The following is a 19962-nucleotide window of genomic DNA, read 5'->3' on the forward strand; positions in this document are numbered from 1 at the left end:
GCCCTTCGCAGCACGTGCAGCGCATCTCTCGTTTCGCAAAGTGTCGTCCGGAGGGTGAGAGGCATTTCGCGCTCAATTCTTCATGTAGCTGTCGGGAAGACATTCGGCTTCAAGTGCCGCTGCTATGAAGGCTCGGTGAACGTCCCTTGTGCTGCAGCACCCCGTCCGTTCCCCCACCAAGGCAGCAAGCGCGGCCAGAAACAGTGGGCCATCGGATGGCCAGTCGTTCGCCAAAGCGTCGGCCATTTGAGGCAGCGTAGCAAGGACTGAGATCGTGCCGTCCCTGCGCGCGATCGGGATCCCCGAAAACATGTTAGGCTGGCTGTTTGTCACTGCATAGCTCCCGCTGGGGCGGGAGAATGTTATGCTCTCTCAAGCACCAGCGCCCGTACAATGGCTGATGACAAAGCTATTTGAGCACTTAAATAAGTCCATGTCCATTAACTATGACGTACAAGACGAGCGATATTCGAAAATTAATATCAGGTCGAATTTACTTGATCTGGCGTCTGCTCGCGTCGAGTGACTCGGCTCATCGCTCCAGCATCGGAGAAAACCGCGCAAGCGGTATCTATCACTGCGGCACGAGGCTTGAGTCTGGACTGCCTCAGCAACTACAACTCGCCCCCTCGCCACCAAAAGTCTTCTGGGCGATATTCAGGGCGCTTGAGTAGCTCGTATAGCTCTGGAACTGGCAGACATTGGAGCCGCGGCGCACTTTCATCTGTTCGAGATCCCAGAACGAGACTTCGATGCGGTCGTCGGCGCAATAGACCGTGTATTTTTCAGGCTCCGGCGCGCGCCTTCTCAAGCGGGATGGAGACGGCGGAAATGGAAAGTACGGAAAGTGCAAGCATGACGGCGTGACGCGTGCGCATGGAAAAGCCCCCGAAATGAGCCAACGCATAGTTGCGACCGTCGCAGTCAGCAGCCGCATCGCGGCTTTTTTGCGCACCATCGTCGTTCGGCTTTCGCCGCCCCTATGGCCCGATAAAGATCATCAGCATCCTGCCGCCAATCAAGGGCGATGCCCGGACGGTCACTGGTTGGCCGGCGGCGGCGAGGTCGGCGGCCAAAAGTTCGGCAGCGTCGTGTGCGGCGTCGAGGTCGGGCCTGTAGAGAACCTGGTTCTTGCCTGCCGCGCTTTTCACCTGTTCTTCGCCGGACATGGCCCAGCCCAATGCGCGCAACTTGGCGGAGAGCGCCTGGACATCCTCCTGCGCCACGCCGGCGAACTCGACGTAGACGTTCTGCGCACTCTTCTGCATACTCAGCCGATCCCTCAACACGCCGAGCACCTCGCGATCCTGATCGTCGATAATGGTCTGGCCGCCGGCCGCGGATGTTTCGAGATCGGCGACGGCCCGGCGCGCCCCGGCGAACACAGGCAGCCAGTCCGGGCGGCTCCACAAGTCGGCCGGAACCCCGAGCAAGGCTTCAAGCACGTTGCGGCGCCCGGCAGGCGTCAGTCCGGTCATGCTTTGGAGACCGGCCATCTTGACAAGAGCCGCCACGATCTTGCGCCGTTCGGGCACCGGCAGGTCCGGATTGCCGAGGACGGCGGTCAATTCACCAAGCAGTGCATCATTTGCACTGCCGAGCAACTTGACGCGCCCCGCCAGTTCGTCGGCCACGGTTCCATTCGGGCCAGGATTCTTCATGGAATCCACCCATTCGATGACCGTGCCAAAATACAGGCCGGTGGTTTTTTCGAGATCCGCAACCGAGATTCGGTTACTGTTGGGATCAAACTCACCCGTAGCATCGCGCGGAACAAGGAACGCATCGACGACATATTCCGGGTCCCTCACCTCTCCCTTCTCGACCGCCGGTACGGAAGAGACAGCGAGCTTCCAATAGGCATAGGGTGTTGGCACGTCGCCGACCGGCTGGTCAGCGGGGCGGAAGACAGGACCGGTGAAGATGGTAACCCGGTTAGCCAGAGGATTGTGCTGCGAGCGCACCCAGTTTTCGAGTGGCAGCCAGATATCGCCATTAAGTTCTCGCGGCTGCGGCATCGTGTTGGGCAGGACATAGGCGTACTGCGCAAGTTTGAGCGCCGCCGTTGCGGGATCGCCTGTGAATTCAGGGCCCCAGGCGATGTCGCTGGCGTTCGCCAGGCGAGCCGGCAACAAGCGTTGATGATACCAGCTGCGATCCGGCTGCGCATCGCGTGGCAGGCGGCCATCATACCGCAATCCGCCGCCGGTGACCTGCAGGGTCATCCTTTGCGACCGGTCCAGATTGACCGCTGAATAGATGGCCATGCGGTGGCTTCGGCCCATGACGAGCGAGTAGTTGATGTAGTCCAGCGGTGTCGCCACGGCGTCGCTTGCCAGATCACCGGTCAGCCTGGGCAAGCCGATCGTGGCCTGGATAAAATCTACCTTATATCCTGTGAGACTATTGGGCTGCTTGTCTGTATCCTTGCCGAGAAGTGGTTGAAGCGCGTTCCGCGCCGCTTCCGGCAACTCACTGAGCTTTACTTGGCCGCTCTTGACCCGGTCGGCCAGTTCGAGAAGCACCGCCGGCCGCAAATCGCCCGTCAACTCATCCAGGGCCATGCCGCCGCCTTTGATCTGATCGGCTAGGAATACGATCGCTGATCTCAAGGTGGTCTGCTGGGTTTGCTGATCGGCGAGCGCCTTGCCGGCGTCGTCCGCCTTCTTCTGAGCAGCGTCAAGCGCAGCTTCGGCCTGTTTGCGTGCTCTTTTTGCGTCCGCGAGGGCAGCACTAATATGTTTGTTCAGCTCCGCGACCTCACTCGCCGCCGTCTCGGCCTTGAACTGCTCCCGCTCGGCATTGGAGCGCTCTACAACGGCTTCATTCCTCTGATAAAGAGCGAATATGGTCGTTGCCGCGAGGATCAAGGCCGCGGTGGCAAACAGCGCGATCAATATGTTCTTGCTGCGATCGCGCTGCTTCTGGCTGTCCGTCTCCGCCTTGGCGCTTTCCTCAACGAACTCGGCAATGTCAGGCCCCTGCGGAAGCTCCGCCGCCTCCTTCAGCGCTTCGCCACGCAGGAGATAGCCGGCGTAGCCGGTGTTCTTCCATTGCCGGGCCTGGGCGGCCACGCGGATGCGAAAGCGCTCGGTCAGCTCGTCCGAACTCAGTTCGTCGTCCGAAGCGAAGCCGTCGCCGGATTCGGCACTGTCCTTGGTCGCGACGGCCACCGATTCAGGAACGGCAATGGCGACCGCTCCGGGATCATCGATTTCACGCGATGCGGGTTCGGAGTCGACTGCGACGGCGACCGGTTCGGCCGTTTCGAGGCCGCCTGCGAAGGCAGCGAGACGCGCCGGACTGACATCGCCGGAGGTGATGCCGGGGCGCGTGACCAATTCTGCCGACCAATAGTCGAGGATGCGCTGCGCCGCGCGGCGGTCGGATTCGCGCGCAATGGTGCTGCCCGCACGCCGCGCCCTGGCCAGGAAGTCGCGGATGGTCCGGGCATCGGGAGCCGTATTGTCGATGCTGGCTTCCGTCGTTTCGGCGCCGGCCTTGTCGCTGCGCTTCATTGAGGGATCGCCCGCTTCGTTGGCGCTGGCGATGCGCATCAGCTCGAGATGCGCGATACGGATGTCGCTCAGCGAGACAAACTCGGCCGAGGTTTCGGTGCCTGCCACTGTTTCTTCGCTCATGACCCAAGGTCCTCAATGATCTTGTGCAAAGGCGTGCTGACGCGGACGATCGAGGCGCATTCCGTTTTCAGCGCCAGATCGACCTGAACGAAGCGTTGCTGGGCCTCGTCCCGATAGGCTTCGAAGGCAAGGATGAAGGCGGTGTCGACGGTCTCGCGCGACAGCTGGTCGTTGACGTCGGTGGAGTAGTCGGCGAGCGTCGTTCGCCAGGCTGCATTGGGATCGAGATCGGCAAGAACCTTGACCTTCACTTCCAGGTTTCGCCACAGCGGCGAAAACTGGAACGGCAGCGACTTGTCCGCCGCAGCCCCCCCTTCTATCGGCTCGATCATGTCGGTGAGGCTGGCCAGCTTGTTGTCGACGTCCTGCCAGAGCTTGTGCTCGACGACGCGCGCATAGATGGTCGACGACAGCACCATGATCGCGTCATGCGCGGCCTTTATCAAAGGAACATCCGGGTCGCCTGCTGGAAGTTTGCCGGCTATCGTGTCGAGACCGGTGGCCAGAAGTCCGAAAGGCAGATTCTTCGCGGTGACGAAAATCTGCTGGTTGAGCCGCGAAGGCACGACGCGCAGCACGGTGCGTACGTCGAACAGGGCGTCGTAGGCGTCAGGGGACTTGTCATCGATTGCGCCCTGCAACTTGCTCGCCGCCGCCTTCAAATCGTCGAGCCATGCCTGCTCGATATCGTGAAGCGCCGGCCCTGCCGGCAAAGCGGTGACCGACTCTCCGATCGAGACACAAAAGAGCTTCAATATTTTGAGGAAGTTGCGCAGGACGCGGACCTGTTCGAGGGAGGCGCCCATGTCGCGCGCGGCGATCAGCAGGGTCTGGAAGCTGCCGATGCCATATTGGAAGCTCTGCAGGTGGTCATGCAGATCCTTGTAGGTCTTGAGGACATCGATCTGGCTGGTGACGGTGGTGAGGCCATCGCCAGCGGCGAGTTGCGCCTGAATGTCCTTGGGCTGCTGGTTGACGGCGTTGAAGCCTGCAAGCGCGGTGTTGACCCGGTCGTCGGTCGTCAGGCCGGGCAACTCGGCCGTCGGTTTCTGGCCTGCGGCGAGTTCGTCCAGATAGGTCTTGAACAGGGCCGCGCACTGCGGATTTTGCGCCACGACGGCAGTCATAAGCGCCTGCGACAGTTTGTTGGTCAACGCATAGTCAAGGATGTTGAACCAGACTGTAAGCGCAGCCCCCTGGAGATTGATGGCGCCAGCGACGATCCCAGCGTCCTTGGTTACCTGCAACCAATCGGGAGGCAATGGGTAGAGATCAGCCAGTTGAAGCCTGAGGTCGAAATAGGCGCTGATCTCTGAACTCCCTGGTGTTTGGTGTGGCGTTATAAACCGTCACATCTGAAAAAATTTACATGCTGTATTCCCAAATCGCCGCGCATCGCGCCGCGCCATTGGTCTGCATAGCTCACCATCTAAACAGGCTTGGCGAGGTCCTGGATGATGTTGTCGATCGCAATGCCCTCGTTGCGATAATATGTGCTTTTGGTAGCCGCGTTGGGCTCGGTGAGCCAGCCCCCGCTGTGATGGAGCGCAATGAGGTTCCAATCCGTATCGAAGACTGGCGAGCCCGAAGAGCCGGGGAGCGTGTCGGTGAGATACTGGACGCGACCGCCGCCGACGAAGGCCACGACATTGGCGACGAACGAGATCTGCTTTTGCGCGCCGCCGGGGTGCTGGATGATGTTGACATGGTCGCCGACCTTGACGGTCGTGGGTTTCAATTCCAGCTCGCCCCATTTGGAAGCATCGCCCTTGATGCGGACAGCCGACCAGTCATTGTCCTTGGAGGTGCGAAGCGGCACCGCAGTGTCGATGTCGAATTGGTCGAGCGGCGCGTCAAGCCCGGCAATTGTGCGCTGATAGTTGAACTGGACCACAGTGCCCACCAGGGAAGCATCGTCAGGCAACACGTGATTGTTGGTGATCAGGATCCCGCCGGTGGTCATGAACCCGGTGCCGGAGCTGCCATCCGGACGCTTGATGCGCACGACCGATCTTGCCCTGATGAGACCGAGCTCGAGATAGCTGATCGGCACAAGCGTGCTCTTGTCGCCAAGAATTTTTTCAAGCTGGGCCGGCGCCGTCGCGCCACCCCAATTGGCAGTGGGAGGTCCTTCGACCGGCGGTGGCGGAGCGTGCTGCTTTGCCTGCTGCAATGCCTCATCGCCAGGATTTTCATCCAGCGCAAAGGCGACAAGATCGTCGGCTTTCGTTTCTTGTTTTGCGCGCTGGACAATGGCGAACCAGTTGTTGATCGCCTTGTTGTCAAAGGCGATCTGCGCCGTCGACAGCCCAACGCCCTTGGCAACACGCACGCCGTCGCCGATCATCGGGTAGAGGTTGGCGAGGATCCGGTTGAGGCTGGTCAGTTCGGATTGCGTCCATTCGGTCATTGGACGTCACTAGCCCTTCTTCTTTCGCTTCCGTGACCCGGCCCGCATGGCAATCTCCGTGCCGCGCACCGTGTCGTACTGATCGGCGTCGATCAGCGATTGGTCGAAGCTGACGCCGGTCATTTCGGAGATTTCGGTCAGCGGGTACATGGCGCCGATGAATTCTTCGGCGACAGTGAACTCCAGCTCCGTGTCGGTGAGGTCCTGTTCGAGCACAAAGCCGTAGCTGGCGAGGCCGTCATTGACGCGGGCCACGACCACCTTCCAAAAGCGGCGCGGCACGAGCGCGCGAAGACTGGTGCCCTTGGAGCCCTTGCCGGCGAATGTGCGGTCGTCATCGGCGAGAACCGGGCCGGCGAAGACACAAAGCCGCTCGCTCGCCGCCTCGGACAGGACGTGGTTCTCGAGGTCACCCCAGTTCTTCTCGCCGCTGTCGGAGCGGTTGTAGCCTTCGACCTGGGGCGAGCAGTTGGTGACATGGAAGGAGCAGACATTGCCCCTCAGCAGAAGTTCGAAGGTGCTGCCCCAGGCCACGTCGTCGCGCCTGACGATATGGCCCTTGTCGAAAGCGCCCTGATCCTTGACATAGAAGACGTCGGGGATCTGGTACTTGTCGTCGAGCCGCAGATCCGGGAACCAGCGCTCGCTGAACAGGCCGCCGCGCGAATAGTTGCGGCCCTTTTCCGGCTCGCGCAGATTGCTCTCCTCGGTGACGTTGGAGGCGGTGAACAGGGCCAGCCGCCGCTTGGCGTGCATCTTGAGCGAGAAGTTCTGGTAGTCGAGCCGCGTGCCGCCGGCCTTGAGCGGCGCCAGAACAGAAGGGTCGGTGGCCTCCGGCATCGGCACCACGACCGGCGCGAGCTTGGTGCCGCCGGAGAGGAATTTTTCGTCGTAACCCTCATAGGCGGCATAGTCGGCGACCGATTTGGGAACGAACGCGCCGCCGGGGGGCGTCGGTTTGGTCGCTTCGAGCTCTACCGATTCCGTGACCGCCTCATGGGCAGGCGTTGCGCCGAGCGAGACGGTGATGCGCAACGGCACTTCGAAGGTGACGCTGCCGCCGGGCGACATGACGACGCCTCCGGATGAAGGCGTCTGGGTGATGACGCCCGGGATCCGCTTTACGCCGCCGACCTCGACCAGGTTTACCCCTTCGGCCGGCGACGCATTGTCGGCCTTGTTCCACCAGGCGCCCCAATCGTTGGGGCCGCCGCTGGCGGCGCTGGCGAAGTTGAGGCCAAGGTCGACGACACGCTGGTCTTTGGCCAGCGCGCCGGTGGGCACGGCGTAGTTGCGCTCGAGATAGCGGCCGGCGAAATGCAGCGCCACGACCTCGCCGGTGGCGAGGTTGATCATGGCGGTACCGGAGTTGCCGCCAGTCGTCGAACAATCATGTGTGGCCGCGTTGACGATCTTGCCGAAACTCTCGGTGCCGAAGCCACCCTGCAGCATGCCCGGCTGCAGGCGCTTGACCTGGAAGCGGTTGCGCATGAGGTCGTTCTGGACATCGACCGCGTTGCGGTTGTCGAACGCCGGATAGCCGATGGCGACAACTTCCTGACGCAGCATGTCGCGCGCGTCGGCGACGGCGAGCGACAGCGGCTTGATGTTGTCGGGCAGGCCCTCGACTTCGAGGATCGCCGTGTCCCAATAGGGATGGATCATCCGGACATTGTGGATCTTGAAGACGTTTCCTGCTGCCGAATCGCGCTTGAAGTCGATGCCGGCGGCACGGCCGTTGATGAACTGCAGATTGCGGTCACCGAGGCCTGCGGCGAATATCTGCGCAACATGACGGTTGGTCATCAAGAGGTTGCGCCCGACGACAAAGCCGGTGCCGCCATAGGGGATGTTTGTGTTCCACAACAGTTCGATGCGCCCGATCGCCGGCAGGGCGGCTTCGATGCGCTGCTTCAATGCGGCCTCGCTGGTCAGCTTCGTCCACAGCGAGTGACCTGGTGTCGGAGCCCCGTCGAAAGTCAGCGTCGTAAAGGTGCCGTCCTTGATGTCGTAGACAGGCCGCAACTCCGGGATGATTATGGCTTCCAGATCGGAAAGCTGATCGGGCGCGACTTCGGCCCCTCGCGCCAGATTTTCCGCACCCGCACGCGCAGATTCAAACGCCGCTTCCGTCTTGCCGCCGTCCGTGGGCGCAAGCGATTCCAAGGCGCCACCGGCCATCGTCTCCATGTTTGCGAGGACCGATTCAGTCCCCTCGCCCCCGGTGACGAGATCGAGATATTGACGGATACGCTGCTCTCTGCTGACCGGCATGGTCGCCCCTCGCCCAAAGGTTCTGCCAAAGTAAAGAACTGTATTGCCCCATTTTAGACTGGCGCAATTCTGGCTGGCACGCAAGGAAACAAATCAACGCGCGTCTAATATGACTGAGGCGTGACGCTGGCATGTCTCTTCGCCCGCAGTCGCTCGCGCAATGTATGACGCTCGCATTATTTTAGCCCCGCCGTATGTGATCTCGATCACAGACGCTCACGCTGTTTGCGCCCACCAATCGCAGCGGCGGAAACAGGCATTGCGGCTCATGCTGCCTTTTCGCGATTTCGACAGTTCTGCAAGGATTAGCAGGCACCAGGAATTTTCATCACCTAACTCTTTTCATCAGTTGCCGTCTGCACGCCTCCGGCACCTCCCGCCGGGCGTGCAGACGGCTTTCCGCCTGGCGCAGGCCAGCATTGGGCGCAACAACCGCTCAACGCCTTTAGAAGGCGTAATGGCAAAGGGATGAACACCGGGCTTTGATGCGGTGCACTCTTGCCGTAAACTTTGCTGATTGCGGCAATTGGGAAGTTCAACATGGCTTTTGGCGGCGCGAACGACAGAAACGATCTGCCGCGCCTGGCGCGCATCGATCCAAAGCTGTTCGATATTCTTTTCAGCGGTTGCAAGGTCGAGCGCTACGCCGCAGGCCAGCATCTGTTCGTCCAGGAAGATGCCGCCGACCGCATCTATGGGGTGATGAGCGGCACGGTGGAAATCTCGATTTATTCGCCCGGCGGCCAGAAGCTGGTGGCCAATATCGAGCTGTCGCGAAGCCTGGTCGGAGAGATCGGCGCGCTTGACGGACGGCCCCGCACCGCCACCGCCATCTGTCTTACCGCGTGCGAGCTGGTCTCGCTGAGCAGGACACAACTCTTTGATCGAATTGAAAGAAATCCGCCACTGGCGCGCGCGATGATCGAACTTCTATGCGCCAGGCTGCGCTGGGTCAGCGGCGAGCTCGGCGACCAGGCCTTTTTCGGCATCGAGGCAAGGCTCGCCAAGCGCCTGGTCTTCTTGGCCGAGGTGATGGCCGATAGCGCCGGCTGGATACCGATCTCGCAATCGGAGCTCGGAGAGTTCCTCGGCGCCACGCGCGAGTCCGTCAACAAGACCCTCAATGACTGGCGCGCCCGCTCGTTCATTGCCATCAAACGCGGCGGCCTGCGCATCACCGACACCGGCGCGCTGCGCCACATCGCCGATTCGCAGGACGACGACTGACGTCGAATCAGAGCTGCGAAATCAGATAGCGCAACGCCGAGCGGCTGGGCATGAAGAAATACCCGCCCCCCTTGGTGGTGACGAATTGCGGCATGTCACGGAGCGTCGTTACCTTTTCCCATGACGGAATGGTGAACCTGCCATCGCCGTCGCGCGACCCAATCGTCGGGTCTTTTTCAGCGACGAGGCCTTGGAACGTGGCTGACGAAACCCAGGTTTGCTGGATGAATTCGTACTGGCGCTCGATGTCGGCGTTAAGGCACATGAAGAGCAATCCCTTTTCGACCTTGCCATTCTTGCCGTCCTGTTTCTGGTAGGTGCGGCCGACCCGCAGGATACGATGGCGCTTGCCGATATTGATCTGCGTATCGCGGTCCTCGCCAAGCGAATCGCGCGGGTTGGAGCGGCGTATGTGGGCACCAAGCGGGCAGCGATGGCCTTGCGGATCCTCGGCGCCAGTGGCGAAGTTGTTGTCGATGATGCGCCCCGGATGATCAGGGTTGCGCACCAGCGAGCTACCGTTCTGCCAGCGGCCGAGCATCTTGGCGGCAATCCAATCTTGCGTGATGGCTTGGTTGCCGAGTTGGCTCGCGACCAAGGCTGCAGCCTTTTTGCAGTAGTCGTTGAAGACGTCGACATGCTGTTCGAACTGGCGAATAACCAGGAATGAGCCGTTGCGGCCGAAATCGCGCGGCGGTGGCGGCAAGCCCGGGATCAGCCGGCTACGGCGCACCTGCGAAAGGATTCCGGTGCGATCGCGCGATGCGCTTACCGAGGGCGAGGCTGGATAGAACCCATGCTCGTCACGATAACCGAACAGGAACTCGCCGGGCGCGACCAGATGCATGGGCGCGGCGCCCCTGCTGGCGCGGGTCGTGCCGCGGACAATCGGCTGCGAAATCCCGTCCGCGAAACCGAAATGCTCGTAGGCTGGCCCACGTTCCGCCCGGTCGGATGATTTCGTATTCGTGTCGGTCGGACCCCGATTTACGGCGAGCGGCAGTTCGGCGACGACCTGCATGCCCGCACCGGTCGTCTTTCGTTTCACGGTCGCAATCTCGGTCTTCAACCTTCCCGGTTCTTCAGCATAGCAGACGATGACCACGTCCACCGGGTTCTCCAACGACCCCCACTCCCATTCGTCCGGGCCGTCGCGGCCTCGGTCGTCCAGAATGCGCCCACGCTCGGGATTGCCCATGCCATGGCGAAAGGCGATCGGAAATGTCTCCAGTGGATCGTCCCCCACACTCTCGTCGAGCCCAAGCTGCCGCAGGCCATCGGGACCAAAGGCTACTATCATGGCTCGCCCGGCGGGCCTGCCTTCGCCGAAACTCGTCTGCTCGACAACGAAATCGAGCCAGGCTCTGCGCTTGGGCGCCGGCAACTTGTCCGGCACCCGGATCGCAAGCATATGCGAATAACCGAGAGGGCCGAGCGGCCCGAAGAAGATGGACTGGATCTCGCCGGTTTCCAGCTGCTGCTCGAGAGGTGCCGGAAAAGCAGAGCTGATATTGGCCAGCAGCGAGGTGGTCTTTTGAACGGTGGTTGTTTCGCTCGCCGGGCGCCGTAGCGAACCGAACAAGCTCAGCCAGTCGCGCGCCTCGTTGCCGACGGCGGAAGCAATGCCGCGCCTGATCCGGGAATTGATCCGGATGCGCGTTGTGTTGATTTGGGGATAGGCGGAGTACCAGAACAGTGTCGGCACCTGCTGGCGCCGCGCCCAGCGCTTGAAGCGATCGCCGTCGCGCGCGCCGTCAAGGAACAGCCATCGTGTACGTGGATAGCCTACGGTGTTGCTCCACACTCCGGTCAGGCCAGCGGATGCCTTGGCGATGAAGTCCTCAAGATAGCTTTCCCAGCTGCCCCCGTAGTTGGAGAAGAACATCAATCGGTTGGAGCCGGGCAGCAGTATCCAGCGGGCAAAATGGATGGTGTTGATGGTGTTGAGAAAGCCTGGCTTGAACACCTTCTGGGCAGCTATCGAGATCAGGTAGAAGGAAAACCTGAGCGCCAGCCGCCGCAAGATGCCAGCCTTCATCGTCGAAATCGCGGTCAGATGGTTCTGCGCCGCGTGGTCCTCCTTGACGAGTATCGCGTTCAATTCAGATATGCCGATCGATGTGCTTTCCGGCTGATCGCTGTCCTCGCGGCGTCGCAGCGCCAGCAAGCACGCAAACACCAGCAGCGCCGCTGCCACCAACACTCCAAGTCCCGACAACAGAAGTGAAGTGATTGCTACGGCTATGGCGGTGAAGGAGATTTCCTGGGAACTGATGTCGATAGATCTGTCGAACACCACACTGTAGGTCATGTACCAGCAAGCAGCCCAGATGATCGCCACTGTGACGAAGACCGGCGGCACCAGCAAGGTCGTCATCAGGGCACGGCCCCAATGTCCCGGCGGCTTTTCCAGCAGGCTTTCGGCCGGCTCGAACGCCCAGGCAAACGTCCCCAATGACTGAAGATGCTGGCGCGCTTCAGCGAGCACGGCGGGAGCGTTGCCGGTGCCTTTGCGTGGCCGCTCCACGATGCCGCGCACAGCTTCGAAAAGTTCTGCCTCGGCCATGATGCGCTGGACCGAGTGACCGGGCGTGCCCGAAAACACCAGTCCGGCATTGCTGCCGAAGGACGGCGAGATGTCGACATTGTGCTTGCGCAGGAAATCGTTCAAGGCGCCGCCGTCACGCAGGTCGCAGACGTCCTTGAAGATCGGCCGCAGCCTGTGCCCGATGGCGTGCGTCACGGCATTGATGACATCGTCGATGCTGCCGTCGCCGGAAATCTCGAGAACCAGGGCTCCCTTTTCCTGGCCGGAATCAGCGTCGATCTCGCCCGTGCCGACAACCGCCAGGCTGGTGAAATGGATGGTGCCGACAATGTCGAGCGCGGTGCGGATCTCTTCGCCGGCCGGATTGCCGAGGCTGGCAACCTTGTCGCGCACAGCGTCCAGCGATCCGGACCGGGTGACCGGGCAAACCACCGTCACCATCGACTGGGTGACGGTGCGGCAAAGTGCTGCCGGTTCGAAATCGACCTTGAGGGTTTCGGGATAAGCGCCGATGCGCGTCATCCGCCCAGCCTTGCCCGACATGCGGCGCAGGTTCTGCTTCTGGAACAAGGCGCGCAGGCTTTCGCCGATCTGGATCCTGGCGATCTCGGCGCCGATGCACTGATGGATGCCGTGGCCGAAGACCATGTAGTCGCGATGCGGGCGCGATGTATCGAACTGGTCCGGGTTCTGCACGGCGTCTGCATCGAACATCGCCGACAGCGTGGCCGGCATCACCACGGTGCCCGCCTTGACGAGGCGCTCGCGTCGCGTGCACTTGCCGATGATCGCGTCGCGTGCGGTGTAGCGCCACGGGCCGATCCAGATCGGCTTGAAGCGCATGGCCTCAAGGACGGCCTTGTCGAGCTTGCCGGTGTCGTTTTCGGCAAGTGCGGCGTCGACGGCTTGCCGTGCATCGGGCCGCGACAGGATCACGTCGAGGCAATTGCCGCTGGCCAACACATTGGTCGGGACGAAGCCCGCGATCATGCCCAACATGATCGAGTTGAGGTCGTCCCGCGACAAGCGGCCCTGGTCCATCTGGGAGACCAGCCTCGCCAGCGGCAGCTCGGTCTTCAAGCCCCGGTCCCTGACCGACTGGATGGAGCGGTCGATGACTTTGAGAAGACGATCGCCCGCCACCACTGCAAGCTCGCGCATGACGGGGCTCGCCCCCGGGTCCGAAAAGAACAGCGCGCTGAGCGCGATCGACCAATCGGCGAATTCCGATTCGTCGTCGATCTCGATCCCGAAATAATCGCGGCAGATGTGCACCGGAACGAGCTTCAGCAATCCGGAGATCGCATCGAAACCGGGGCTGGCGCGCATCATTATCTCTTGCGAATGACGCGCGGCGATCGGCCTGACGACGGCTTCGACTTCGGCTGGCGGAAAGGCGCTCAGCACCGACGATTTCATGCGCCGGTAGTCGGCGCCGTCCTGCATGCCGAGGATGAAATTGGAGCCTCGCGCGAACTCGGTCATTTCTGGGCCGTACGGGGTCTGGAATTCGTCGCCGCGCTCCAATATGTCGCGGACATCGGCGTTCTTGGTAACGAGCAGAACCCCGAACAGTTTGCCGGTCGGGCGGAAGCGCCGCAAGAACGCCAACCACACGCGCGGATGATCTTCGACGATAAATTCGGCGATGCGCGCCAAAAGGCCCGTTTTGCGGATCCGGCCGAGATCGAAAGGCGGCATTTCCGATAGCGGTCGCTGGTTTTTCTGGGCCTCACGAATGCCGTCGAAATACTTCAGTTTGGTCATGCGCGTTCAAGCCCCCCGGCTGTCCACGTTATTGCGATGCCGGCCCTTCAACGCCTAGGTTTGCATCGGTTGTACGTATGTGAATTTTTTCACAGTTAATCCGTGTTCGGCCAGCATTGAACGCCATGCTCATTTGGCCAGTTGGAAATTGGCGACGAGGAACTCGTTCGCTGCCTTGTCGGTGAAGGGTATCCAGCGCACGCGCTCTTCGGAAAAATCGGGATGCCGGGTGGCGAAAATGGCCATCTCGCGCCGTGCCTGTTCCGGTCGGCCGCTGCGCATCAGGGCGCCAATTTTCAGGAACCTGGCATAGAAATAGCCCGGAGACAGGTTGAGCGAGCGGTCGGCGGCGGCGATCGCCGCCGGCCAGTTCTCGACGAAACTGTAGGCTGCCGTCAGTTCCCCCAGATTGTGGAAGCGGTAGAGGTCGAACGGGCTCAGTCGCTCGGTGTCGAGAAAGAACGGAATCGCTGATGCGGCATTGCCGAGCAGCAGCTGGGCGCTGCCCATGGCCGAGCGCGCGAAGGCAAAGCTCGGATTGATGTGGATCGCTTCCTCGAGATGGTCGACCGCCGATCGCGGTTCGCCTCGCATAATGTCGACGGCGCCGAGATGGGCGTGCGGACGCGCATCCAGGCTGTCCATCAGCAAGGCCTTGCGGGCAAACTGCTCGACCTTGTTCAAATCGTCGCTGTCGCCGAACCGCAGCCATGCCCGCCAGAAATACCACCACGCCAGCTCGTTGAGCACGGCGCTCGAATTGGGGTCCTCGCGGTGGGCCTTCTGGAAGAATTCCAGCGCCGTTTCGGTGTCGCCGCGGGTGCGCCGGTTCATGTGCCAGCGTCCGCGCCGGACCAACTGCCAGGTCTCCAGGCTCTCCCAGGGCACCTGGAAAGTGCGCGCCTGCTCCGCCCGGTCGACCTCCTTGTCGAGGATCGAAACGATCTCGGCGCCGATCTGGTCGCGCAGGTTGAAGATGTCGACCAGGTCGCGATCGAAGCGCTGCGACCAGACCAGCCGCCCGTTGGACGCGTCCGCCAGCGAGGTGTTGAGGCGGATCTGACCACCATTGCGCATCAGCGTGCCACTGACGATGTAGCGCGCGCCGAGCGCGTTGCCGATCACCCGCGTGCCCAGCGTATCGTCGCGAAACTGGAAGCTGGAACCCTTGGCGATGACCGAGAGCCACTTGGTGTTGGAAAGACCGTAGATGATGTCCTCGGCAATGCCATCGGCCATATAGCCGATGTCGTGCTCGCCGCCATTGCCCTGAAAGGGCAGCACGGCGATCGCCGGCGGGCCCTTGGACGACAGTTTCTGCGGGGCGTTGACCTGAGGGATGGCTGCGAACGATGGCGCCGGCGAGGATCCGTTGCCGCTGCGCCCGGCGATCAGGACGCGCACCGGCAGGGCAATGTTCTTCAGCATGAATTCGCCGAGATCGGTGAATTCGGCCGCCGTCTTGTCCTTCACATGGTGCCAGGTCGTCTCCGAAACGGCGAGACCGTCACCCGGCGCGAACTCCTGAATGCGAGCAGCGATGTTGACGTCGTCGCCGTACAGTTGCCCGCCACGCACGATGACGTCGCCGGTGTTGATGCCGGCGCGAAACGGCATGCGCATGTCGTCGGCGACCGAAGCGTTGAGCGCGACGATGCGGCCCTGGAAATCGAAGGCCGCGCGCAAAGCCTCGATCGGGTTGCCGAATTCGGCCATGATGCTGTCGCCGGCGTCGCCGAACGTGCGGCCGCCAAACGTGCCACAACTATCGGCGATGATGTCGCGCCGTTCCTCGAATGCCGCGACAGCGGACTCATCGTCGATGCCCATCAGCCGCGAGAACCCGACGGCATCGATAGAAATGATTGTCGCCAGCTGACGGGTGTAGTTCCGTACAGCCATGTTGGAGCCCCGGTCCCTTCTGGTTCTGGTCTAGCACAGGCGACGACCCGTTCCTGAAACGCTTCGCCGTGCGCTGAGAGAAGAAGATCCCGACAGGTCTGGCGCGCCATGCCACCCTGCCAGGATCAGAAGTCTAGCAGGGTCTAGGCGAAAGCTCTACCACCATCGGGTTGTCCGGCGCAGGTCACGGCAGCGGCCATGGTTAGCCGCCGGTTACCGCAAATGCGTGGGGAGAATTCGCCCCTCTGGGTTGCGGTTCCGGAGCTTTGCGGAAGCCACGCCTCGTTTGCCGTGGGCGGAACAAATTGCCCTGCGAGCGAGTTTCCGGTGCGATCCATGCCAACATGAAATGAGGGCAATCATGCGAAATCTTGTTTTGGCGACCGGCCTTGCACTTCTTCTCGCCGGCGCAACGGCCTTTGCCGCGGATGATGACAGGCCATTGCCGCCGCAGAATGCCCAGAAACTGTCGGCAATCATCGCCAAGGTCGAACAGCGCGACGGCTTCCGCTATGTCAAGGAAGTCGACTGGGACAAGGACGGCTATACCGTCACCTATTACACGGCCGACAAGGCGAAAGTCGAAATCACCTTCGATCCCGTGACTGCCGAACCGAAATAGCGCTGCTGGCGCACCGCCTCGGCAATTCCTTACTGCGGACTTTTTGCCTAGAGTGGTGAGCAAGGTGGTGCGTGAGTGGGGCGGTCATGCTTTCTTCCAGCCGGGGTTTCAAATGGCTCGTGCCCGCCATTGCCTTGGCCTGCGCGATAATCTGCGGGACCGCAGCACGTGCCGCGGGACCGTCCTTCGATTGCCGCAAAGCCAGCCTGCCGGCGGAAAAGGCAATCTGTGCCGATCCACAGCTTTCCGCCATCGATGCGCTGGTCGCCAAGGCTTTTGTCGGCTTCGAGCCGGCCTTTGGCGGCGACAAGCGCAAGATCGCACGTCCGCTGATCGCCGGCAGGAATGCTTGCGGGCAGGACGCGGCGTGCATCGTCAGCGCCCAGAACAACGCCCTGCAGACCTACGGCAATGCGCCATCCTGGGTGCAGGACTACAACATCGCGCTGATCGGCAAGAAGGCGCTCGACATCGCTGCACGCCATCCGGGCAGCCCCGACCAGCCCCTGCCCTCGTCGATCGGGCAATGCGCCCTCACCCACATCACGGCGCTAACGACGCGGCTCGGCGACGACCCGCTGGAAACCGCCAGTCCTGAAGCCGGCAGTCTGGCGCGATTCAGCAATGATGGCGCCGGGGTCTCCTATGAGCGTGAGCCCGGCCTGGCCAATTCTAAAGTCGGCGACCCCGTGGTGATGTGCCTGATATCGATCCCGCGGGACTGCCCGGAGGGCGACGAGCGCGGCCGGGTCTATTACGGCGTCGACCTCACGATAAAGGGCACATGGGTGCTGCCCGATTCGCAGCATATGTGCGGCGGCGCCTGAGGATTTGCCGCAAAGCACTGCTGGATGCACTCTTGCGCCGATAGGCCTTTGATGGCTGAGTGCGCGCAACGATTGCAGGGCACGGGGGTGCATGGCGGTGGTAAAGCACGTTTTGAAGCGCATCCTGATGATGTTAGCCGGCTTCTTCGTTTCGGTGCTGATCGGGTTGATCGCGGTGGTGGTGATCTACAGCGCGCTCGCCGCGCTGCCCAACGCGCCGGACTATTTCGGCGCCATGGGGGTGACACCGGTCGTGGTGCTTTTGTGGCCGCCGCTCGGCATGTTCGTCTATTTCCTGACGATCATACTGACCGGTCTGCAGACGCTGATCTTCGCGCTGGTTGCCGAATTCTTCGCGCTGCGCAATTTCCTAGTCCACATGCTGTTTGGCGCTGCCGCTGCCGCGGCCGGCTTCTTCCTAATCTGGCCAGGTGCCGAGGAGGATGTCGAGCGTTGGGCCGATATCAGCATCATCGCCGGCGCCGGCCTAGTCGCGGGTCTCGTCTATTGGCTGATCGCCGGCCGTGACGCCGGCTTCCGGCGTCCGCTCATCCAGCGCTGATCGCACGAATCGCGCGACCGTCTATCGACTAAAACCTAAAGAAACCAAAGAGATAGGAATGGTTCCTCGTTTGGACGAACGAGGAACCATTGTGGGATCAGCTCGTCGGCGAACGCACCGCCTCGGTCGCGTCCAGTGCCTGCATCAGCCGCGTGTCGCGGTCGTAGACGTCGTTGAAATATTCGACGTTGCCGGACAGATCCGGCCAGGCGGTGAAGTACGCGACGTAGACGGGAATCTTGCGCGTCACGTCTTCGGTCGCATGGCCGTGCTTCAGCTTCTCGGCGATGTCGTCGACCGAGGTGCCGAGCACCGCCGCCGCCATGCCGCGCGGGTCTTGCAGGCGAATACAGCCGTGGCTCAGCGCGCGCATGTCGCGCTGGAAGAACGATTTTTGCGGTGTGTCGTGCATGTAGATGGCGTGCTTGTTGGGGAAGAGGATCTTCAACTCGCCGAGCGCATTGGCTTCGCTCGGCTGCTGGCGCACGCTGTAGGGAATGTTGGCACCATAGGCGCCCCAATTGACGGAGGACGAGGGAACCCGCCTGCCGCGCGAATCGGTCACCTCGTAGCCGGCACGGTCGAGATAGCCCGGATCGCCGCGCAGCCTGGGCAGCATCTCATTGACGATGATCGACTGCGGCACGCCCCAATAGGGATGGAAATCGACCTGCTTGATCTCCTTGAAGAAGAAGGCGGTCTGGTTGGTGGTCCGGCCGATGACGACGCGGGTCTTCAGCTTTTCCTCGCCATTGTCGATATAGCTGGCGGTGAAGGCGGGCTGATTGATGAAGACGCGCGGGCTGCCAAGATCGGACGGCAACCAGCGCAGCTCTTCCAGGGCCACCTGCACTTTCTGCAGCCGGTCGGCCTTGGAGGCGCCGGCGAGCGAAGCGACGGTGCGCGGGCCGATGACGCCATCGCCCTTCATGCCGGCCTTCACCTGCACGGCCTTGATGACCGGCACCAGTTCGGGAACATAGATTTCGCTGGTGCCGAGCCGGGACAGGATCTCGCCATAGGCGCCGCCCATCTCGTCGTCGAGATTGCGCGCGATCAGCGTCAGCAGCTTCGGCAGTTCGGCGCTGGTCTCGCCGGGCTTCAGCAACAGCTTGGGATCGACGACGATTTCGTTTTCGGCGCTGGCCTGCAACGATTCCAGTTCGACGCGCAGCGCCTGATATTCCGCATTCTGCGGATGGCGCGATTCGAGATAGGTGCGCACCTGCTGGGTGTGGGCGAGAGTCCTCAGCACGCCTTCCATGTCGACCGGCTTCGGCGGAAATTCATAGTAGCCGGTGATGCGGTTGGGGTCGACGCGGCCGCTCTGGGCATCATGGGCATAGCGCAGGACGCGCGCGGACAACGCCATCTCGAAACGCACGAGTTCCTTCAGATGCGCGTCGGCATCGACCGTCGATGCGTTGGCAGCCGGCACCTCGACCGAGTAGTCGGCCGGCGTGAGGCCATAGCTCGCCGCCTCGCCCAGCACCCGCACCGCATCCTGGGCGCGGGCATTGGGGCCCGCGTCGGCTACCCAGATGAAGTCCGGATTGGCCGAGTAGTAAGCGATCAGCGCCTTGGCGACGTCCGGCTCGGCATAAAGTTCGTAGTCGCTGAGGCCTGCAACCGCTTCGCGGAAGGCGATGCTTGTTGCTGACGGCACAAAGGCAGCGTCCTGAGCTGTGGCCACCTGGGGCGGTGCCGCCACCAATGTGGTGAAGTCGACGCGCACCAGCCGGTCGGCCTTGTAGGTGTAGTAGCTCGGGCTGCTGATTTTGGTACCACCGCCCGATACTGCGGGCTTGCGCTTCGGCGGTGGTGGAAACTCGCCCTGCGGATCGTGCCTGACGCCGCCGCCGAACAGCATGTCGAACAGCCCCTGCGCGCCTGCCTGCGGTACACCGAAGGCCAGCGTTGCCGCAACCGCAAGCGGCATCACAGTGGCTTTATATCCGAGGAATTTCATTAATCACACGCTCCGGCTGCAAGCCGGCTCCCGTTCCGCGCCGCTAGACGATCTTGCCAACCGCATGGCGGATGTAAGGCGCTACTATACTGATTCATACTGATTTCGTTAAGCTTCCATAAATTTCGACGGGCCTGTTGCAGAACGGTTTCACAACATCGTGACGGCTGGAGCGGCGCTGCCGCCGCCCCAAACCGGTCAAAGCGGGCTGTT

Annotated in this window: 12 protein-coding genes; 4 read left to right on the plus strand and 8 right to left on the minus strand. The window is 61.9% G+C overall.

The window, feature by feature from the left end; translation table 11 throughout:
- Positions 1-607 precede the first annotated feature (607 nt).
- The 5 genes from AC1D1L_RS06695 to AC1D1L_RS06715 form a co-directional block, all read right to left on the minus strand.
- On the minus strand, positions 608-958 hold the full coding sequence (locus AC1D1L_RS06695) for a hypothetical protein (protein ID WP_477339916.1): 351 nt from the start codon (positions 956-958) through the stop codon (positions 608-610).
- 22 nt (positions 959-980) lie between these two features.
- Positions 981-3641, minus strand: coding sequence for a DNA/RNA non-specific endonuclease (locus AC1D1L_RS06700; RefSeq protein WP_477339918.1), 2661 nt, complete (start codon positions 3639-3641; stop codon positions 981-983).
- Positions 3638-4888 (minus strand): hypothetical protein, encoded by a 1251-nt coding sequence (locus AC1D1L_RS06705; protein ID WP_477339920.1) that lies wholly within the window; start codon positions 4886-4888, stop codon positions 3638-3640. Before AC1D1L_RS06705 ends, AC1D1L_RS06700 begins: the two co-directional genes overlap by 4 nt.
- Positions 4889-5070: 182 nt before the next feature.
- The gene (locus AC1D1L_RS06710) at positions 5071-6051 is read right to left on the minus strand and encodes a trypsin-like peptidase domain-containing protein (protein WP_477339922.1); all 981 of its coding nucleotides are present in this window, start codon (positions 6049-6051) and stop codon (positions 5071-5073) included.
- 9 nt (positions 6052-6060) lie between these two features.
- Complete coding sequence (locus AC1D1L_RS06715) at positions 6061-8325, minus strand: DNA/RNA non-specific endonuclease (RefSeq protein WP_477339924.1); 2265 nt, start codon at positions 8323-8325, stop codon at positions 6061-6063.
- Positions 8326-8865: 540 nt separating this feature from the next.
- Here AC1D1L_RS06715 and AC1D1L_RS06720 point away from each other — a divergent pair.
- Positions 8866-9552 carry a Crp/Fnr family transcriptional regulator gene (locus tag AC1D1L_RS06720; RefSeq protein ID WP_477339926.1) on the plus strand — a complete coding sequence of 229 codons (687 nt, stop codon included), beginning with the start codon at positions 8866-8868 and terminating at the stop codon, positions 9550-9552.
- A 7-nt stretch (positions 9553-9559) separates the two neighbouring features.
- Here AC1D1L_RS06720 and AC1D1L_RS06725 read toward each other — a convergent pair whose 3' ends face one another.
- Entirely contained in the window at positions 9560-13867 is a 4308-nt protein-coding gene (locus tag AC1D1L_RS06725; RefSeq protein WP_477339928.1) for a cytochrome P450, read from the minus strand.
- A gap of 129 nt (positions 13868-13996) precedes the next feature.
- A complete protein-coding gene (locus tag AC1D1L_RS06730) occupies positions 13997-15769 on the minus strand; it encodes an adenylate/guanylate cyclase domain-containing protein (RefSeq protein ID WP_477339930.1) in 1773 nt (590 codons plus the stop codon).
- Positions 15770-16130: 361 nt separating this feature from the next.
- On the opposite strand from AC1D1L_RS06730, the gene AC1D1L_RS06735 reads away from it, so the two are divergent.
- The 3 genes from AC1D1L_RS06735 (at position 16131) to AC1D1L_RS06745 (ending at position 17780) form a co-directional block, all read left to right on the plus strand.
- On the plus strand, positions 16131-16391 hold the full coding sequence (locus tag AC1D1L_RS06735) for a PepSY domain-containing protein (protein WP_192254054.1): 261 nt from the start codon (positions 16131-16133) through the stop codon (positions 16389-16391).
- An 86-nt stretch (positions 16392-16477) separates the two neighbouring features.
- Positions 16478-17218, plus strand: a complete 741-nt coding sequence (locus AC1D1L_RS06740; RefSeq protein ID WP_477339932.1) for a lysozyme inhibitor LprI family protein — start codon at positions 16478-16480, stop codon at positions 17216-17218.
- 91 nt (positions 17219-17309) lie between these two features.
- A complete protein-coding gene (locus AC1D1L_RS06745; protein WP_477339934.1) occupies positions 17310-17780 on the plus strand; it encodes a hypothetical protein in 471 nt (156 codons plus the stop codon).
- 97 nt (positions 17781-17877) lie between these two features.
- Here the strand turns inward: AC1D1L_RS06745 and AC1D1L_RS06750 are convergent, their stop codons facing one another.
- Positions 17878-19749 (minus strand): L,D-transpeptidase family protein, encoded by a 1872-nt coding sequence (locus tag AC1D1L_RS06750; protein ID WP_477339936.1) that lies wholly within the window; start codon positions 19747-19749, stop codon positions 17878-17880.
- Positions 19750-19962: the final 213 nt, after the last annotated feature.

The sequence above is a fragment of the Mesorhizobium sp. P2_D6 genome (assembly GCF_056404315.1).